Genomic DNA, 19,576 nt, shown 5'->3' with positions numbered 1-19,576 from the left:
TTATGCGAGCTGCTGATGACCGCTCGGAGGCGGTGCCGGCATCGGGGCTGCAGCGCTATTTCCGGGACGCACGAAGCTGGGATCAGGACAGGATCCGGAACGCGCTGCGCTCGACCCGCATCGCTTGGAGCATCGCGGCCATCGCCTCACTCCTAGCCGCGGCCTCGATCTTCGCAGTTGCGGCTCTGACGCCTCTCAAGACTGTCGTGCCCTATGTTATTCGCGTCAACCAGACCACCGGCGCGGTGGATGTCCAGACCGCGCTCACGCAGCGGCCGATGCGCTACGATGAGGCGGTCACCAAATACTTCCTCGCCCAGTATGTGAGAACCCGCGAAAGCTGGATCCCGGCAGCGGCCGAAGAAAATTTTCGGTTCGTGACGATCCTCTCGCAGCCGACCGAACAGCAGCGCTGGGCGCGCTTCTACAGTAGCAACAATGGTGCCAGTCCCCAAAATGTCTGGGGCAAGAACGCAGTTGTGCAGGCGCGCGTGCGCAACATCGCCTTCATCAACGATCGCGTCGCCAATGTCCGGTTCACGCGGACAGTCCAGACCGAGACCGACATCCAGAACAGCGATTGGATCGCCACGATCACGTTCGCCTACGCCAACGCGCCCATGGCGGAAGGCGATCGCTACCGGAACCCGCTGGGATTCCAGGTCGAAAACTATCGTGCCGATCCGGAGGTGATCCGATGAGGGCGCTCTCCGCCGCCATCATTTGCGCGCTGGTGCCTGTAACGGCGGCGCACGCGGTCGAAGTTCCGCGAGGTGGTCCGTCCGACCCGCGCGTCAAGTTCGTCGAATATGAAGAGACCGAGGTCTATCGGATCGTCGGCACGTTCCGGACCGCAACACAGATTGTCCTGAGCGACGATGAGACGATCCAGCACGTCGCGCTGGGCGACACCGTATCTTGGGAGGTCGCCGTCGCCGGGCACATCCTGTTCCTCAAGCCGCGTGAGCGTGCCGGACCGACCAATCTCATCGTCACCACGTCGCGCGGAGGCGAATTGCGCAGCTATGCGTTCGAGTTGACCGCTCGCAGCGGTCCGATCACGGGCCGCAACGGCCAAGCCTATTTTCAGGTGCGGTTCCGATATCCCAGGGACGATGCAGACCGCGCCGCGCGTCTCAGGGCCGCGCAGATTGCCATGCAGGCGGCTGCCCTGGAGAGCCGGGCCGTTCGCGGCGCTCTCGATCATGGGGTCGTCGAAGGGCCTCGCAACATGAACTACAAGGTGCAGGGCTCCAGCGAGCTTCAGCCGTCGGAGGTCTCCGATAACGGGCAGTTCACGGTGTTGCGTTTCCCAGCGAACCGCGAGGTGCCGGCTATATATCTGGTGCGACCAGACGGGTCTGAGACGCTGGTTCCCTTCGACGTCCGTGACGAATTCGTCGTCGTCCATCTGGTGGCGCGTCAGCTGCGCCTTCGGCGGGGCGGCGAGGTGCTGTGCATCTATAATCAGGCGCCAGAACCCTATGGGGTCGATCATGGGACGAACACCGGGTCGCCCCATGTCGAGCGCACCATCACACATCCGCAGGAATGAGCCATGGTTGAAGATCCATCCTCCGTTTCGCGCCCTCTGCCGAGCGCCGATCTCACGCCAGAAAAAGACGAGATCCTGCACGAGCGCGGTATCGAGCCGATCGGGGGGATGACGCCTTCCAAGCGTAATACCGCCCTCATCTTTGCCGGCACGGCGATGGTACTCGGCATCCTGTGGGTTAATTCCGGAACGAGCCAACAGGCCTCCAATCGTGACCTCACTGCACCGGGCGGGGCGGCCCAAGAGCGGCGCGATATCGTGGCCCGGGAAACCGTCGATTACGCGGCGGTCGCGCCGCAGCCGAGACCGCTCGGCGCAGGCGGGAACGATCCCAACGCACCGGTGCTCAATCCCGCAGCCGGGGTTCCTGGCCCCGACGGTCAGATCGTCCCTGCCATGCAGCCCGGTGCAGCGCCCGGCCCGTCAGGCGCCCGGCCGAACCTGGCCGACCAGGCGCGACGGTCGACACTCATCGCCTATGGCGGGCGCGATCTCGGTGGAGAGACCTCGCAAGGCCCGGCGGCGGCCTCGAGCGCGCAACCGACCGAAAATTCAGGAACGCCAGGGAGTACGGAGGGCGGTGCGCCCAATGCGCTGGACTTGCTGCGACAAAGCTCAGCCGTAGGCGAAGCGCGAGCCTCGATGCTCCCCAATCGCAATTTTCTGATCACTGCGGGGACATTGATTCCCTGCACCCTTCAGACGGCCATCAATTCCGCACAGCCTGGATACACGTCCTGCCTGATTCCACGGGACGTGTATTCCGAGAATGGCCGGGTCGTGCTCATGGAAAAGGGCACGCGCGTACTCGGCGAGTATCGCGGGGGCATCCAACAGGGGCAGAACCGCCTCTTTGTGCTTTGGACCCGGGCGGTGACGCCACAAGGCGTCCGCATCGACCTTGCCTCGCCTGGGTCAGACGCGCTCGGCCGCGCCGGGCTCGCCGGAGCGGTCGACAGCTTCTTCTGGGCACGGTTCGGCGGCGCGCTCCTACTCTCGCTCGTCGATGACGCCGCCTATATTGCCGGGCAGGCCGCATCGAGCGGCAACGGCAATTTCAACAATGTCACGCGTGCGCCGAGCGAAGGGGCCGCGATCGCGCTCCAGAACAACATCAACATCCGGCCGGTGCTGAAAAAGAACCAGGGCGAGGAGGTCGGTATCTTCGTCGCCAAGGACTTCAACTTCGCCGATGTCTACAATCTGGAGCTGCGGCGGTAAGCCATGCGCGATACCGCCGTCCTCCGCCATTATCTCGAACCGCTTCTTCCGTTGCTGGAGCCGGATGATGTAACCGAGCTCGTCATCAACCGCCCGGGCGAGGCGGGGATCGAGGACCGGCAGGGGTGGCGATGGCATGAGTTGCCTGAACTGGACAGCGAGTGGCTTGGAACGCTCGCCGTCGCCGCGGCAAGCTTCACGCACCAGGACATCGATGGGCAGACGCCGATCTGTTCGACCGTCCTCCCAGGCGGCGAGCGCTGCCAGATCGTGATCCCGTCGGTGACGCCGAGCGGCTGCCCGTCCTTTACGATACGCAAGCCCTCGACCGTAACCCTGCCGATCGACCAGCTCGCACGCGCTGGCCTCTTTGACACGACGCGCGCGAGCGCCCGGGGCCTTACCGAAACCGACGCCGAGTTGGTGGCACTTCGCGACGCGGGCGACTGGCCAGCCTTTTTCAAGGTCGCGGTCGCCGCGCGCAAGAATATCCTGGTCAGCGGGGCGACCGGGTCCGGCAAGACGACCTTGGCGAAAGCGCTTATCCAGCTCATCCCGCCCGACGAGCGGCTGCTTACGATCGAGGACACGCGCGAACTCATCGTGCCCCATCGCAATGTCGTTCACATGGTCTATTCGGGCGAAGGGCAGGGCCGTGCGAAGGTCGGTCCCAAGCAGCTGCTCGAGAGCGCGCTGCGCATGCGTCCGGACCGGATCCTGCTGCAGGAGCTGCGCGACGGCACCGCCTTCTTCTACCTGCGCAACGTCAACTCGGGGCACCCTGGGTCGATCACCACCGTCCATGCTGGCTCTGCGGCGGGCGCCTTCGAGCAGCTGACATTGCTCGTCAAGGAATCCGAGGGCGGCCGCGATCTCGCGCGCGATGATATCCGCGGACTTTTGCGAATGCTCATCGATGTGGTCGTCCAGACCCGGCGCCATGGCGGTCGCTTTGAGGTCGAAGAGGTCTACTTCCACCCGAAGGTGGGCGATGCCGGTGCAGCGTAACTTCTGGATCATCGGCCTGTCCGTTGCCGGCGGCACCTTATTGTGCTGCGCCATCGCCGTGCCAGTTGCCCTCTTTGGGATGGGCCAGATCGGCCCGAACACCGACATCACGGCCTTGCCCGCATGGTTGTGGTACTATCGGGCGGACCCGCTGCTTATTCTTTGGCTAAAGCGCGGGGCTCTGGCGGGCGCTGTTGTGGTCGGGCTCCTCGCAATCGGGATTCTGCGCCGCGGGCCGGCATTGCACGGCACCGCCCGGTTTGCGCGCGAAGGCGAGATCCGGCGGGAGGGCCTTCGCGACGCTGCCGGCATCGTTGTCGGCCGCAAGGCTGGACGTTTCCTGATATTCGGCGGGAGCGAGCATGTTCTGCTCGAGGCGCCCACGCGAGCGGGCAAGGGCGTGGGCGTCGTCATTCCCAATCTGCTGACCTGGCCAGATTCGGTGATCGTGCTCGACGTGAAGCGGGAGAACTGGGGCGCAAGCGCCGGCTATCGGGCACGGGCCGGCCAAGCCGTGCATCTGTTCGATCCGCTCGACGCGGAGGGGCGGACGGCGCGGTACAACCCCCTGGCGCACATCAGGCGGACTGATGACACCGAAGTCATCAACGAGCTGCAGAAGATCGCGGGCATGCTGTTCCCCGCGCCCGAGCGATCCGATCCCTTCTGGGCGGAGGCCGCGCGAGCGGCCTTTGTCGGCGTCGGCGCCCTGGTCGCATCCAACCCGGGCCTGCCCTTCACCATCGGCGAGATATACCGCCGCCTCACGAGCGGGGATCCCAAGAGCGACCTTCCCGCAGCGCTTCAGGAAGCTCGCAGGGTGGGCCAGCGCCTCAGCCAAGCTTGCGTGTCCGCGATCCAAGATTTCACCTCGGCCTCGGACAACACCTTTTCCGGGATCAAGCAGACCATCACCGCACGGCTCAATCTCTGGCTCAACCCCATGGTGGATACCGCCACCTCGGAGAGCGACTTCGACCTGCGCGAGGTGCGGCGTCGGCGCATGTCGATTTACCTTGGCGTGTCGCCTGACAATATCGACCGCATCGCGCCGATCTACAGTCTGTTCCTGCAGCAACTCGTGGATCTCAACACCCGCGACCTTCCTGAGGGCGCTAGCAATGTCCCGGTCCTGGTCCTGCTCGACGAGTTCGCCAGGCTCGGCAAAGCCTCGGTGATTGCGAGCGGCTTCTCCTACGTCGCCGGCTATGGCCTGCGCCTGGTTCCGGTCATTCAGAGCCGATCCCAGCTTCGCGCAATCTACGGTCCCGATGTCACCGACGAGATCATCGCCAATTGCGGCCTCGAGGTTGTCTTCACGCCTAAGGAGCTGAAGGTCGCGAACGAACTTTCCGAACGGCTCGGCTTTTTCACGATGAACGTGAAATCCCGCAGCCGTACCATCCACGGGCTACTGGCGAACCGGAGCATCTCGGAATCTGATCAGCGCCGCGCGCTCCTGCTGCCGCAAGAGCTCATGCAGCTGCCGAAGAACGAGCTCCTGCTCCTTCGCGCCGGCATCCCCCCAATTCGAGGGCGCAAGATCGCCTATTACCGGATGCCGCGCTTCACTCGGCGGGTGGTTGCTCCGCCTGTGCCGTCCGCCCGTCCAATCGCGGCAATGCTTTCCCCACCTACGCCGGCTTCAGCGCGGCAGGGCGCTGGTACACCCGGTCTGAGCGGCGCCCCACAGCAGCCGGCGACAAGCTCGGGCGAGACCATACAGGAGGAAATTGTGATGCGGGAAATGACCGACGCCGAGCTGGCAGGTGCGGCCAAGATCACGGATGACATGCTGGTTCTGGGCGACCTGGCCGAACTGCCGCCCCCGGGCGACGAGGCCGCCGCGATCGCGTTCGTGTCGGCGATGGTCGAGCGGGCACTTTTGCCATCGGTCGGGCAGCCATCCACATCCATTATCCAGGAAAGGACAGCCCATGTCCGCTGAGAAGTCCGAGAATTCGCGGGGCGCCAGGAAGCGCGCCAATGCCATTTCAATCGGTGAAGGTCAGTCCGCACCGCGTTCTGGGAAAGACACGCGGGACGACATTCCCAAGGATCCCGGCACCCCTAACAAAGGCAAGGAGGGGGCAGGGGTCGAGCCCCGATCAATTTCTGCCGGCGACATACCGGAGCCCCTGCGAAAGCGCTACTTTTCGTCGACCGGCAAATGGTCGGGCGAACCGGCCTACTTCACGACGGCGCAGGCAAAAGAGCCTGCATTTCGGGACCAAGGGCGGCGTCTTGTCACCTCGAGCGAGAGTGAGGAGGTCGTGCGTGATCTCGTCGCCATCGCCCGGCATCGCGGATGGTCGAATGTTCATCTTACTGGCAGCGAAGCCTTCCGCCGGGCAGCATGGCTCGAGGCCAGTCGCCAAGGATTGGAAGTACGAGGATATCGGCCGAACGAACGCGACCTACAAGAATTGGATCGGCTACGGCGAGACAAGAGCCGCAACAGTATTGCGCCGGCTGCCGTTCCATCAATCAGCCTGGAGTCCGGCCGAGGTCAGTCACAGGCTCGCGAGCGACCGACGCGATCCCGACCTGAGGCGCCCGGAGACAGAAACGAGCGAGCCGCGCAAAGTCAGTTGCGAGTGATCGAGGCGGTCGTGCGAACCGCATTGTTCGACAATCCCGAAGCGATCTCGCGTGTTATGAAGGTCGCGACCACGAAACTGCGAAACCACGTCGAACAGGGTCATCAAATTCGTCCTGCCACGGTCAGGGATACACGGGAACGGGGGCCTGTCAAAGTCGCGTCCGGCCGACAGGAATCGTCTAAGGTTCACCCACCTATCCAGCGATCTCGCAGTCGATAGGCGCGACTGAAACCGCTCGCACGGAATAGCTTGATCCTCATCGTCCTGAGCCCCAAAAGACTCAGAGCAAGGGGGGCCTGTGGACGTCGAAGATTTTATTGCGAAGTGGGCACCCGCAGGTGGCAACGAGCGAGCCAACACACAATTGTTTCTAACCGATCTGTGTCAACTGCTCGGCGTAGAGGCCCCGCGGCCAACGCTAAGTGACACAGCGCAGAATGATTACGTCTTCGAACGTCATGTCATCAAAACCGAGATTGATGGCGCTACATCCAACGGCTGGATTGATTGCTATAAGCGTGGCAGTTTCATCTTAGAGGCTAAGCAAGGTAGCAGTGCCGACCTGGCGGCAGTCGACGCTGGTCAAGGTTACTCGCTTCGCGACTTCTTTGGCCAGACTGCGGAGGACCGCTTCAAGCGCGGCATGGCTCGTCGAGACACCGCTGCATGGACCGGCGCTATGCAGCGAGCTGCAAGTCAAGCGGAGGGCTACGCTAAGAATTTGCCCCGCTCACATGGCTGGCCACCTTTCCTGCTGGTCAGCGACGTTGGATATTGCATCGACGTCTATGCGGACTTTCAACGCAACGGGAAAGGCTATGCGCCATTTCCCGACCGTCGTCGGTATCGAATTACCCTCGATGAACTGCGCGACAAGACAGTCCGGGAGCGCCTGGCGGCAATTTGGACCATGCCAATGTCGCTCGACCCCTCGGCCGAGGCGGCACGGGTTACGCGAAAAATTGCGGATCATCTGGCTGTTCTAGCCCAGGGTATCGAAGCTCGAGAGCAGGACCCGGATCGCGTGGCGGCCTTCCTTATGCGTCTCCTCTTTACCATGTTCGCGGAGGACACTGGTCTTATTCCGAAGGCGAGTTTCAGCGCGCTCTTGAAAAAAGTCCGCGATCGCCCCGAACTCCTGGCCCCCCAACTCAGTCAGCTATGGGAGGCGATGGATACCGGTGGCCTTGCGTTTGGCCTTGGTGAGGCAGGGGAGGTTGTGCGTCAGTTCAATGGATACCTCTTTAAGGATGCCAGTGCGCTGGCGCTTGATCAGCGTGAGATCAACGTCCTCATCGACGCAGCGGCATCGGACTGGCGCCAGGTCGAGCCAGCAATTTTCGGAACCTTGCTTGAGCGTGCGCTGAATGCCAAAGAACGCGCCAAGCTTGGCGCGCATTTCACTCCGCGCGCCTATGTAGAGCGACTGGTCGGCCCCACCGTAATGGAACCCCTGCGCGCTGATTGGGAAGGTGCGCGAACCGCAGCAACCTTGGCTGCGGAAGCAGGCGACAAGGAGACCGCGCGTCTTGAGGTCGAACGCTTTCACACCAAGCTCGCAAACATCGTCATTCTAGACCCGGCCTGCGGAACGGGCAATTTCCTTTATGTCGCGCTTGCGCGACTTAAGGAGTTGGAAGGAGAGGTGCTCGAATTGCTCGAAGCACTCGGCGATGAGCGCTATCTTCTTGAGCTCGGCAGCCACACGATTACTCCTGCCAACTTCCATGGCCTCGAAATCAATCCTCGGGCTGCACAGATCGCTCAACTCGTGCTCTGGATTGGCTATCTTCAATGGCATTTTCGTGTGAACGGAGAAGATCGGATGCCCGAGCCCCCCGTTTTGCGTGATGTCAGAACGATCATCCCAGCCGATGCCCTGCTTGATTGGGACGAGAAGCTTCCTGAGATGGAGAACGGCGAGCCAAAGACGATCTGGGATGGTACGTCGATGAAGCCGCATCCAGTGACCGGGCGACCCGTTCCCGATCACTCCGGTCGGCTAACGGTATATCGGTACGTCAATCCGCGGCGGCAAGTCTGGCCGGAGGCAGACTTCATCATCGGGAACCCGCCCTTCATCGGATGCCGCCGAATGCGCAAGCGCCTCGGGTCGCCCTACGTCGATACGCTCCGGAGCGTGTACGGCGACCTTTCTGGCGAGATCGATTTCGTGACCTATTGGTGGGCACGAAGTGCCGAGCAGGTAGCGAATGGCTCTGTTCGAGGATTTGGTCTCATCACGACGAAGACTATTGCCCAATCGAGTAATCGCTCGGTGCTTAGCCGCTATCTCGATCCTGAGCGCGGTGGCAAACTCTACCTGACCTTCGCGATTCCGAACCATCCGTGGCACGATCAGGAAACAACCGCTGCGGTGCGGATCGCGATGACTGCGGCTGCTGCCGGACAAGGCGCAGGACGGCTGTCGAGCGTTTCACTGGAGAAGCGCAAAAAAGGTGAAACACTGCTCGAGTTTGAGGAGCAAGTTGCGCCGATTAACATCGATCTGACTACCGGCGCCAACGTCGCCGGCGCCACCTCACTCAGAGCCAACGGCAACATCTGTCGTATGGGTGTGAAAATGTCCGGTGACGGATTCAAAATCAATACCGAGCAGCGAGCCCGCTTCATCGCCGATGGCGTGCCGCCGGAACGAATGCCGCTGGTTGTGGCCGGCACGGATGTGACTGAGTCTCAAAGTAACACTTACGCTCTCGACTTCTTCGACATCGAGACTGAGGACGAGTTGCATGATCGCTTCCCTGGCGTGCACCGCTACCTGTTCGATCATGTGAAGCCAGAGCGCGATGAAAACGACAGGGAGCAGTACCGCCTCAATTGGTGGCGCTTCGCAGAACCTCGACCGAGGCTTCGTGCAGCCATCAGCGGTCTCCGGCGCTACATCGTCACCAGCGAAACAGCTACGGAGAGGTTCTTCAAGTTTATTCCCAGTGCGGGCCGTCTCGTGGATGGCTCAGTTATAGCGATTGCGTCCGACGACCCCTATGTTCTCGGCGTGGTCTCGAGCACAGCGCACACCGTGTGGGCGCTTCGTGCGGGCGGGCGGATGGGGTCGGGCGACGATCCGCGTTATCAAAATGAAACCTGTTTTGATCCGTTTCCCTTTCCGCCGAGCGTGCCGGAACTGGAGCAGAGGATTCGGATTGCAGCGCGCAAATTGGACAGGTTGCGCCGGAAGGTTCTAGCGCGCCATTCGGATCTGACCCTGACAGCACTTTATACCACGCTCGCCCGTATGCGAGATGCCAAGGGTGGAGTTCTTGATCCCAAATACCGGTCCGTCGCCGAACGCGGCGAAGTCTCGCTCATCCGCCATTATCACCAACAGATAGATGAGGCTGTCGCTGAAGCATACGGTTGGCCGCGCGACTTGGAACATGAGGAAATGCTGGTCAGGCTTGTTGCTTTGAATGACGAGCGAGCCGAGGAGGAGCGTGCGGGGCAGATCCGGTGGGTTCGGCCCTCTTTCCAGGCGAAATCCCTCCGAAAGAAGCCGGCCCAAGTCGTCCTGCAACTTCGCAGAGGCACCAAGGCAAAGAAGGTGGAGCGGGATTGGCCAAGCGCCCTTCCAGAACAAGTGGTTGCCGTCGCAAGCGTCGTGGCGCGGTCCGCCAAACCATTGGCGCCCAAAGATGTTGCCCGTGCATTCAAAGGGAAACGCGCCTCTACAGTCGCGCCAGTGCTTGATGCGCTTGCAGGAATGGGGATGGTACGAAAGCTTGAGGACGGCCGCTATGCGGCCTGAGAAGCTGCGCTTCGGCAAATGGCCAACGTCTCCATTTGCCGCTCTTATCTTCATAAACGGTAGGCACTGACTGCCAGGGGGGAACATCACCGTGTCGAGTTTCCGCTTCCTGCATGCTGCGGACATCCATTTGGACAGTCCATTGCATGGCCTATCGCGGTACGATGGACTTCCCGTCGAGGAGATCCGGTCGGCCACGCGATCCGCGTTTGACAACCTCATCCAATGCGCGATCGACGAGGCGGTGGACTTTGTCGTCATCGCCGGCGATCTATTCGATGGCGACTGGCGCGATATGGGGACGGGACTCTACTTTGCCCGGGCCATGGGCCGTCTCGATCAGGCCGGCATTCCAGCGTTCATTATTGCCGGCAACCACGACGCCGCCTCGGCGATCTCGCGGACGTTGACTTGGCCGCCAAACGTTCGCCAATTCGGACCGAGGCGTCCCGAAACCCACAGGCTGCCGAACCTCGCTGTGGCGCTGCACGGCCAGAGCTTTTCCACGCCGGCCGTCACCGACAACCTCGTCCTCTCCTATCCGGCCGCAGAAGCGAACTCGTTCAACATCGGCGTACTCCACACCGCCTTGGCGGGGCGGCCGGGGCACGCCAAATACGCGCCCTGTGGCGTCGAAGATTTACGCGGGAAGGGCTACGACTACTGGGCACTCGGCCATGTGCACGAGTTCGAAATCGTCAACGACAACCCCTATGTCGTCTTTCCAGGCAACGTGCAGGGCCGCACTATACGCGAGGCGGGCGCAAAGGGTGCAGTCATCGTGACGGTGGTGGATGGCGAGGTTTCGTCCATTGATCGCATCGATCTGGACGTTGTGCGCTGGATCCGCCTCGACATCGATTGCGCCGGCTCATCGCCGGGCGGCCTCCCGGACCTGATCCGCGCCGAACTGACGCGCATCCACGGCGCCGATGGCTCCGGTCGGCCAATGATCGTCCGCGTGAGCCTGAGGGGCGAGCTCGCAGGCGCAGGCGCGCTCATCGACAAGGCTGGGGCCATTCGGGACGACGTGCGCGCCATCGCCACGTCGATCTCGCCAGACCTTCATGTCGAGAAGGTGAAGGTACTGGTGTCGGAGCCGACCACGGAACAACACGCCGTGCTCGGCGAGGATCTCGATGAATTGATCGGCGAGGGCTCCTCGGACCTCGGACTAGCGGCGGCGATTGAGGCGGATCTGGAGCGCTTCATGGTTCTGGCGAAGAGCGCGCTCGGTGAGTCGGAGGACGGTGAATTGCGTCTGTTAGCGGCACAGGGCGACTGGGCAGGAATCCTCGGCACCGCATCAACGGCGTTGCGGTCGCGCCTGACGCCGGAAGCCTGACAATGCGTTTCTCCCGCCTTTCCCTCGAACGTTACGGCCGCTTCGCGGACTGCGAGCTAAACTTTCGGTCCGGCGACCCCGACCTCCACATCATCTATGGGGCGAACGAAGCCGGCAAGACGACCTCGCTGGCGGCGGTGTCAGACCTCCTTTTCGGATTCCCCCAGCGGTCGCCGTACAACTTCATGTTCGATTACATCCTCCTCAGGGTCGGTGCGGTACTGGAGGACGGTAGTCGGACGTTCGCGTGCCGCCGGAAAAAGGGTACGGCCGGCACGCTGCTTGACACGAATGACGCAGCGATCGACGAGGCTCCCCTTGCCTCGATGCTGAAAGGGCAGACCCGCGAAACCTTCAGCCTCTCCTTCAGTCTCGACCAGGATGCCCTGCGCTCGGGAGGCAAGGCAATGGTAGAAGCCAAGAACGACCTCGGCCGCACGTTGTTCGCCGCGGGTTCTGGCCTCACCGGCGTCGCCGACGAGCTCAAGAAGCTCGAAGGCGAGGCCGATGCCATCTGGGCGCCTACGACGTCCCAGCGACGCAGCTTTACCTTCGCGCACCGCCAGCTCGCCGAAGCCACCAAGACGATCCGAGACGCAGCTCTCAAGCCCAAGTCCTGGTCTGACGCACGGAACGCGATGCTGGAGGCACAGGCCGCACTCAATCTGGCTCGAGACGCCCGCGACGTGGTCCAAACGGAGCTGAGGGCTGCAGACCGCGTAAGGCGGCTCGCCCCGCTCGTACGGCTGCGCGACGAGCAGACCGAGACCCTGCTCGGCTACGAAACCATCGTTGATCTCAGTGTGCAACGCGAGGACGAGGCGGAACGCGTGATCCGCGAGGCCGAGGAGGCCCAGCGCCAGAGGTCGACCGCAGAGCAGCTAAAGGCTGACGCGGAAAACCGTCGGGACAAAATCGAGGCCGATCCGACCCTTTTGGAAAAGGCGGACGAGATCGACCAGCTCATCGCGGACGGGGGCGCCGTCGCGAAGGCCGCGCAGGATCTAGTCCGGCGCGAGGCGGAGCTCGTCGTCGCGGAGGCGCTGACTCGCCGTTTGAGGGCCGAAGCGGGACCCAACGCGGACGCCACACCTTCACGCGCTTTGGCGGCAAAGTTGCGCGACCTCTCCCGGACTCACGGCGAGAACGCCGCCGCGAGAAGGCAGATCGCCGAGAGCCGGAACGATCTCGACGACCGAAGGAAGCGCGCGCAGGACCGGCTCGATGGTGCATCGGCCGCCGCGGCTTCCGAGGCGCTCATTGATGCGGTCGACGCCGCACGCGCGCTCGGATCGGATGCCGACGCTCGTTGCGAAGGAGCCGGCCTTAGGGTCGAAGCGTTGGCATCGTCGCTGCCCGCCCTGCTCACCCGCCTTTCGCCGTGGACGGGCGGAATCGACGAGCTGCTGGTGCTACCCGAGGTGGGCGACGAGGAGATCGAGTCCGCACGTAGCGAACTGGCCGAAATTCTCGGCCAAGTTCGCCGTGAAGAGGAGCAGCTCCGGCACTGGACCGAAGAGGCCGAGAAGGTTGCGCTGGAGATTGGCCAACTCGCGACCGGCACCGTCGTGTCCGAGGACGAGATCGCATCGGTCCGTTTGAGCCGCCAGGACTGCTGGCAACCCATCCGTGAGAATGTCCTTGCGGGGACCCCACTCGGGTCTCCAGAAGCGGCCGTAGCCGACTACGAGACAAGCGTGTCCCGTGTGGACGAGAAGATGGTCCTCCGTTTTTCGCTGGCCGAGGAGTCGAGCCGCCTCTCCGTGCTCGAGCGGTCCAAGGCGTCGCACGATCTTCAGGCCAAACAAGCGCAGGGCCGGATTGAAGATGCCCGCAAGCGTTATGGAGAAGCAGCGGAGGCATGGGCGGCGCGATTGACCGCGGCCGGCCTGCCAGCCCTCGAGCCCACCCGTTTCCTAACCTGGCGGTCGGCGCGGGACGCGGCGGTCGAGGCCCATCGCGATGGCTTGACGTTGCGGGCCGATCTCGCTTCCATTGTCGGACGGCGTGACCGGTGCCGGGCCGCGCTGGCGCAGGCGTTGGAGGTTGCGGACGCCGGCGGACCGTTAACGCCGGTACTCGCGGCAGCCGAGCGGAAGCGGGCTGAATACGAGGATTTTACGCAACAGCGCCGTCTTGCCGCAGAACAGTTGGACCAGATCGCCGCGGAGGCCTCCGCCCTCGACCGGCGGCACCAGCGCCTCGACGATGAGGACGCGTCGAACGTCACGTCCTGGCGAGAAGTAATGGACGAAGCCGGTCTGCAGCTGGACATCGTCACTTGCGGTGCGGTTCTGGAACTACTCGATGATCTTCGTGGCGCCATCGCGGCAGAGGCAGACCTGCGCAGGAGGGTCGAGACGATCCGCAGGGACGCCAGCAATCACATGGAGCGGGTAGAGAAGTTGTCCGATGGCTCCAACGTTCCCGCGGGCGACACGGCGACGCGGCTTGGCGCTCTAAGGAATTGCCTCACGGCGGCCAGGTCGGCCGCCACGCTGATCGATTCGCTGGATGAGGAAGCGCGCCGCCGCGCGGATCAGTTCGAGGAGGCTTCGGCGAAGCTCGCCACGGCCGACGCGGCGCTGGCCCCCGCGCTCGCTGAAACCAAATCGACGGATCGCGCGGAATTATCGGAAGCGATCGAACGGTCGCGCGCGAAGCGCCGGCTGACGGTGGAGCGGGCCGCCATAGAACGCAGGATCGTCGAGGAAGGGGACGGCTTCACGCTGGACGAACTCGTCGCCGCAGTCGCCGCTTCTAATCCTGACCAAATCGCGAGCCACGTCTCGTCGCTGGATGCACGGTTGGGGGAATTGAACGACGAGGTGGCCGCAGCGGCTACGGCGCATGGCCACGCCAGATCTGCTTTCACCGCCCTCGACGCGGGCGGGACAGCCGCGGTGGACGCGGCATCGGACGCGGAACAGGCGAAGGCCGAGCTTGAAGTCCTTGCCGAACAGTACATCCTGAAGCGTGCTCAGGCGCTGACGTTGAAGTGGGCGATCGAGAAATACCGCGAAAGACATCAAGATCCGTTGCTGTTGCGCGCCGGCGATTTGTTCTCGATTCTGACCGCCGGCCGCTATGCCGCGCTACGAGTGGACGCCGACGGAAGCGTCCCGCGGCTGCTGGGCCTGAGGGACGATCGACGCACAATGGTGGAGGTGGGCGCCATGAGCGAGGGCACCACCGACCAGCTCTTCCTCGCCCTTAGGCTGGCGGCGCTGGAGCAATCGGTGAAGGCTGGGGTCAACCTGCCGTTTCTCGCCGATGACTTGTTCGTGAACTTCGACGACGAGCGCGCCGAAGCGGGGTTCAGGGTGCTCGCCGAGGTGGCCTGTTCCACGCAGGTCCTGTTCTTCACGCACCATCCCCACCTTGTCGAGATTGCCAAGTCCGTTGTCGGTGACGACCTCCACTCGAAGTGCGAGCTCGCTTGACGCGATGCGGCTAGAGGACAGCGCCATGATCATCTTCGGGACCGATCCTTGGTTCCGCCGTGCGGACGTCCAGGTGATCGGCGCCCAAGCCGATGGCGTCGGGCGCGCTGACGCTAGGGTTCATCGCCCGGGTTATATAGCGCCAAAATAGGGGGGAAAATGCGCATCAACCGAGCTAAGATTGAAAACTTCAGGCTCCTCCGCGACGTGGAGATCGGTTTCGAAGAACAGACGACGCTCATCGTTGGCCGCAACAACAGCGGCAAGACGTCGATCGCCGAGCTGTTCCGGCGCTTGCTGTCCGATCGCGCCCTGAGTTTCCGCCTCGAAGATTTTTCGCTCGGGTGTCACGAATGCTTTTGGACATCGCTTGTGTCTTTCCGCGCGCAGCAAGATTCGTCCGAGACGCTCGGACAGTTGCCAGCAATCAAGCTCGTGCTCGATATCGGCTATGACGTCGATGCGGCCGATCTTGGGCCGCTTAGCGAGTGCATCATCGACTTGAATCCCGATTGCCACGAGGCCCGGCTGGAGTTCCGGTTCGCGCCGAAGGCCAATGCGCTACAGGCGTTGTTCGTTGATTTAACGGAGCCGCTCGAAGATCCGGAGGCGGACCGCGCCCGGCTCTACCGCGAACTCGGAAATCGCATTGCCTCGGCCTATGCCGGATCGCTGGAAGCGGTCGATCCGAACGACCCGACCAACCGGAAGACACTGGAACCAAAGATCCTGTCCGCGCTCGTCGGCGGCGGCTTCATCAATGCCCAGCGCGGGCTGGATGACGATACATTCCGCGAGCGCGACGTGCTCGGCAAGGTGGTCGAGGTGCTCTTCCAATCGGCATTGACGGACGAACTGGATCCAACGCGACGCAGCACCGCCGAGCAGCTCAAGGAGGCGGTCGATCAGATCCAGGGCGATCTGCATATCGGTTTTAACGCCAAGCTGACCTCACTGCTGCCCACGTTCGACCTGTTTGGATATCCTGGCCTTGTAGACCCGGGATTGGTGACAGAGACCAGCTTCGACGTCGACAAGCTGCTCAGCAACCACACGCGCCTGCGCTACCGGGGCGTGAACGGCGTAACCCTGCCCGAAACCTACAATGGCCTCGGCGCGCGCAACCTCGTTTACATGCTACTACAGCTCCTGCGCTTCTTCCGCGAGTTCCAGGGAACGCCAACAGCGGCCGGCGTGCATCTAATCTTTATCGAGGAGCCCGAGGCGCATCTGCATCCCCAGATGCAGGAGGTGTTCATACGCCAGCTGGAGTACATCGCCAACGCGTTCGTCGCCCAATTGAACGCCGACCGTCCGTGGCCGGTCCAGTTCGTCGTCACCACCCACTCGCCCCACATGGCGAACGAAGCCCGCTTCGAGAGCCTCCGCTATTTTCTGTCGGTTACCGACGGCCCGGGCCTCCGGCGCTCAGTTGTGAAGGATCTCCGGCAGGGTATGGGCGGCGCGCCGGAAGAGGATCGCAATTTTCTTCATCAATATCTCACGCTATCCCGCTGCGACCTTTTCTTTGCGGACAAGGCGGTGCTGATCGAAGGAACCGCTGAACGCCTTCTCCTTCCGGCGATGATCCGCAAGACCGACGCTGCCGCGCAAGGCGAGCCGCAACTAAGCAGTCAGTACCTCACTGTCATGGAGGTCGGCGGCGCCTACGCCCATCGCTTCTTCGGCCTGCTGGCGTTCCTCGAGTTGCGCACGCTGATCATCACCGATATCGATTCCGTTGCGCCCGGGGCCAAGAACAAGCGCGTGGCGGTTCGTGTGGCCGAGGGCACATTCACCAGCAATGCCTGTATCAAAAGCTGGTACGAGCCCGACGTGAGCCCAGCCCAGCTGCTCGACAAGTCGACCGAGGAGAAGACCGACGGCGGACGACGGCTCGCCTATCAGATCCCCGAGCAGGATGGCGGTCCATGTGCTCGCAGCTTTGAGGATGCCTTCATCCTCGCCAATCCAGAACTCTTCGATCTCGGCGAGGGCGACCAGGCGACGCTCGCCTATGAGCATGCGGCCGAACAGAAAAAGTCCAGCTTTGCGCTTGAACATGCGATCGTAAACACCGAGTGGCGGACGCCGCGCTACATCGGCGAAGGGTTGCGGTGGCTTGCCCAAGGCAATCCAGCGCCGACCCTCGGGCCAGACGCGATCGCCGCCGAGTTGGTCGCCGAAGTGATTGACGCGGCTGATGGGGCCCAGGTCGATGGCTGACGAAGAGACCGCCGCCGACGCGGCCGGCCGCCTTGCACTTGAGCGTGTCTATGCGTGCTTCGATGCCGGACAAAGCTTCCGGCTCGAGGCAGGCGCGGGCGCAGGCAAGACATATTCCCTAGAAAAGGCGCTGCGCCGCCTGATCGAACTTCGCGGTACGGAACTTGTGCGTAAGCGCCAACAGATTGGTTGCATCACGTTCACGAACGTGGCGAAGGATGAGATTATCGCGCGCGTTCAGGCCCACCCGGCGGTTCGGCCGGAGACCATTCACGGATTTTGTTGGTCAGTATTGCAGGACTTTCAGCCCCAGCTCCGCGCGATCGTGCCTGACTTGCCGGGATGGGGAGAACGTCTCGCCGATGCCGGGGTGGGGGGGCTAGGCGCGAGGAAGGTCAATTACGACCTCGGCTATCCCCGGGTGACGCCAGACGAGGTGTCATTGAAGCACGAAGACGTGCTGACGCTGATGACGGAGCTGCTGGCACGGCCCAAGTTTCGCTTAGTGCTAGCGAAGCGCTATCCCGTGCTGCTGATTGACGAATATCAGGACACCGATGCGGGCTTCGTAGAGGCTCTAAAGCAGCATTTCCTAGGTACGGGTACGGGGCCTATCATTGGCCTGTTCGGCGACCATTGGCAGAAGATCTACGGTGAGGGATGCGGTGCGGTCGAGCACGCAGCACTCGAGGTGATCGACAAAAACGCCAATTTCCGATCCGCCGAACCCATCGTCGCGGTGCTCAATCGCATGCGACCCGATCTCGAACAGATCCCCAGCGACCCGGATGCGCCGGGTGAGGCTCGAATCTTTCACACGAATGCATGGCCGGGCCAGCGCCGAACGGGCCAGGGCGGTGGTCACTGGACTGGCGACACGAGCCCCGAGGCGGCACGCGCCTATCTCGATCACCTGAAGCAGCGATTGTCGGATGAGGGCTGGGACTTTGCCGTCGAACGCACCAAGATCCTGATGCTCAGCCACAGCGTGCTGGCGAAGGAACAGGGCTATCCGACCATCCAGAGCATTTATGGCCAGTTCAACGATGCCTGGCTCAAGAAAGAAGACCCCCACATCAAATTTCTGGCCGACCAGCTCGAGCCAGCATGCGCGGCCTTTCAGGCGAAGCGCTATGGCGAGATGTTTGAGAGCCTAGGCGCCGGCAGGCCGTGCATCCGTCGGCATCACGACAAGGTCGCATGGACGCAGTCTCTCGAACAGCTTATCCAATTGCGAGCGACCGGCACGATCGGCGCCGTCATCGACCTCATCAAAGGCCAGGCTCACATGCATCTGCCCGAGGCGGTGCTGGACCGCGAGCAACGCTTGGCCGACGCCGGACCCGAACCGGTCGAAGGCGAGTCTCGGAGGATCGCCCAGCTGCGAAGGCTACGGGACGTCGCCTACACCGAGCTGATGGCGGTGGATGCGTTCATCGATGGTCACACGCCCTTCGCCACCAAGCACGGCGTGAAGGGTGCGGAGTTCGAGAACGTGCTCGTCATCGTCGGCCGTGGCTGGAACAAGTATAATTTCGCGCAGATGCTGGAACGGCTCGACCCAGGCCCCCCGGCAGACAAGGTCGAATCCTTCGAGAGCAATCGCAACCTGTTCTACGTCGCGTGCTCCAGACCGAAGCGCCGATTGGCGCTGTTGTTCACCCAGATTCTAAGCGAGCTCGCGATGGCGAAGGTGACAGCTTTGTTCGGCGAGGCCAATGTGATCCCGCTTCCAGCAGATCCCGCGGGCGGGGCCGCGCCATGACCAAGGGAGAGGCACCACCGATGGTGACGATCGCTGCCTAAACGGACCACGATCTTAGCCAGATTTTCTCTTGGCTCGAAGCGGAGCCGCCGCGGGAGACAGCACCTCTCATCCCAACAACAGCATGATCGCGAAGAGACACAATGCCGGCGAGCTCATCGTCCTGAAGGCCGGCAACGACATCGCGGCTTTCGCGCTCGGCGCTTTCGATCTCATCGATATCTTTAAGACCAAGCCGCCGTTCAGACGGATCGGCATCGGCCGGACGCTGGCGCACTATTGAATCAGTCGAACTGCGGATACCGATAAGTAACCCCTTCCTATCCACTCATCACACGGGTGGGGTGATGTCGGCCCAGTAGATGACTTCTTCCAGGATATGCATGCTTTCGGGATTTTCCCAGCCCTCACGGTCGCTATCCCATCGCCCGATCACAGGGAGGTCAACCTCCCAGAGCAGCAAGCGACGGCCGTCTTTCCGGTCTTCCGGCAAAGTGCCGATCGGCTCCCAAGGGATGTGCTTGGCGGTGATCATGCAAGTTCCCTCGCTCGATTCCATTGGTCCCGCATTTAGCCCATCTTTGTGCAGGCACGAAACCCAGCTGGTTGCCAACCTGTCGGGTTTCGGCAGCCCGAGCAGC

At 62.6% G+C, this 19,576-nt stretch carries 13 protein-coding genes and 1 pseudogene; 12 read left to right on the top strand and 2 right to left on the bottom strand.

Annotation, left to right across the window (positions count from 1 at the left end; genetic code table 11):
- Positions 1–2 precede the first annotated feature (2 nt).
- The 6 genes and pseudogenes from ASE00_RS21970 to ASE00_RS24170 form a co-directional block, all read left to right on the top strand.
- A complete protein-coding gene (locus ASE00_RS21970) occupies positions 3–701 on the top strand; it encodes a virB8 family protein (RefSeq protein ID WP_007683408.1) in 699 nt (232 codons plus the stop codon).
- Positions 698–1,555, top strand: a complete 858-nt coding sequence (virB9, locus tag ASE00_RS21965; RefSeq protein ID WP_007683410.1) for a P-type conjugative transfer protein VirB9 — start codon at positions 698–700, stop codon at positions 1,553–1,555. Before ASE00_RS21970 ends, virB9 begins: the two co-directional genes overlap by 4 nt.
- 3 nt (positions 1,556–1,558) lie before the next feature.
- Positions 1,559–2,776, top strand: a complete 1,218-nt coding sequence (gene virB10 / locus ASE00_RS21960) for a type IV secretion system protein VirB10 (protein ID WP_014072617.1) — start codon at positions 1,559–1,561, stop codon at positions 2,774–2,776.
- A gap of 3 nt (positions 2,777–2,779) precedes the next feature.
- Entirely contained in the window at positions 2,780–3,784 is a 1,005-nt protein-coding gene (gene virB11, locus ASE00_RS21955) for a P-type DNA transfer ATPase VirB11 (RefSeq protein WP_056383895.1), read from the top strand.
- Positions 3,768–5,732, top strand: coding sequence for a type IV secretory system conjugative DNA transfer family protein (locus ASE00_RS21950; RefSeq protein ID WP_007683415.1), 1,965 nt, complete (start codon positions 3,768–3,770; stop codon positions 5,730–5,732). The genes virB11 and ASE00_RS21950 overlap by 17 nt, the downstream gene beginning before the upstream one ends.
- A pseudogene (locus ASE00_RS24170) lies at positions 5,722–6,165 on the top strand (LPD7 domain-containing protein); the annotation flags it as partial. The gene ASE00_RS21950 and the pseudogene ASE00_RS24170, both read left to right, overlap by 11 nt.
- Positions 6,166–6,297: 132 nt before the next feature.
- Here the strand turns inward: ASE00_RS24170 and ASE00_RS24165 are convergent.
- Positions 6,298–6,489 (bottom strand): hypothetical protein, encoded by a 192-nt coding sequence (locus tag ASE00_RS24165; protein WP_156405541.1) that lies wholly within the window; start codon positions 6,487–6,489, stop codon positions 6,298–6,300.
- 196 nt (positions 6,490–6,685) lie between these two features.
- Here ASE00_RS24165 and ASE00_RS21940 point away from each other — a divergent pair, with 196 nt between their 5' ends.
- The 6 genes from ASE00_RS21940 (at position 6,686) to ASE00_RS23935 (ending at position 19,218) form a co-directional block, all read left to right on the top strand.
- Complete coding sequence (locus ASE00_RS21940) at positions 6,686–10,156, top strand: class I SAM-dependent DNA methyltransferase (protein ID WP_056383894.1); 3,471 nt, start codon at positions 6,686–6,688, stop codon at positions 10,154–10,156.
- A 91-nt stretch (positions 10,157–10,247) separates the two neighbouring features.
- Complete coding sequence (locus ASE00_RS21935; RefSeq protein WP_007683419.1) at positions 10,248–11,501, top strand: metallophosphoesterase family protein; 1,254 nt, start codon at positions 10,248–10,250, stop codon at positions 11,499–11,501.
- 2 nt (positions 11,502–11,503) lie between these two features.
- Positions 11,504–14,944, top strand: a complete 3,441-nt coding sequence (locus ASE00_RS21930; protein ID WP_056383892.1) for an ATP-binding protein — start codon at positions 11,504–11,506, stop codon at positions 14,942–14,944.
- 159 nt (positions 14,945–15,103) lie between these two features.
- Entirely contained in the window at positions 15,104–17,170 is a 2,067-nt protein-coding gene (locus ASE00_RS21925) for an ATP-dependent nuclease (RefSeq protein WP_007683423.1), read from the top strand.
- Complete coding sequence (locus ASE00_RS21920) at positions 17,163–18,935, top strand: UvrD-helicase domain-containing protein (RefSeq protein ID WP_014072624.1); 1,773 nt, start codon at positions 17,163–17,165, stop codon at positions 18,933–18,935. Before ASE00_RS21925 ends, ASE00_RS21920 begins: the two co-directional genes overlap by 8 nt.
- A 124-nt stretch (positions 18,936–19,059) precedes the next feature.
- Positions 19,060–19,218, top strand: coding sequence for a hypothetical protein (locus ASE00_RS23935; RefSeq protein ID WP_007683426.1), 159 nt, complete (start codon positions 19,060–19,062; stop codon positions 19,216–19,218).
- A 48-nt stretch (positions 19,219–19,266) separates the two neighbouring features.
- On the opposite strand, the gene ASE00_RS21915 is transcribed toward ASE00_RS23935, so the two are convergent.
- A complete protein-coding gene (locus ASE00_RS21915) occupies positions 19,267–19,470 on the bottom strand; it encodes a hypothetical protein (RefSeq protein WP_007683427.1) in 204 nt (67 codons plus the stop codon).
- Between the last annotated feature and the right edge of the window lie 106 nt (positions 19,471–19,576).

Origin of the sequence: Sphingomonas sp. Root710, assembly GCF_001429065.1 — a bacterium.
GTDB lineage: Bacteria > Pseudomonadota > Alphaproteobacteria > Sphingomonadales > Sphingomonadaceae > Rhizorhabdus.
The sequence above is the reverse complement of the archived record's forward strand: the minus strand, read 5'-3'. Positions and strand labels throughout refer to the sequence as shown.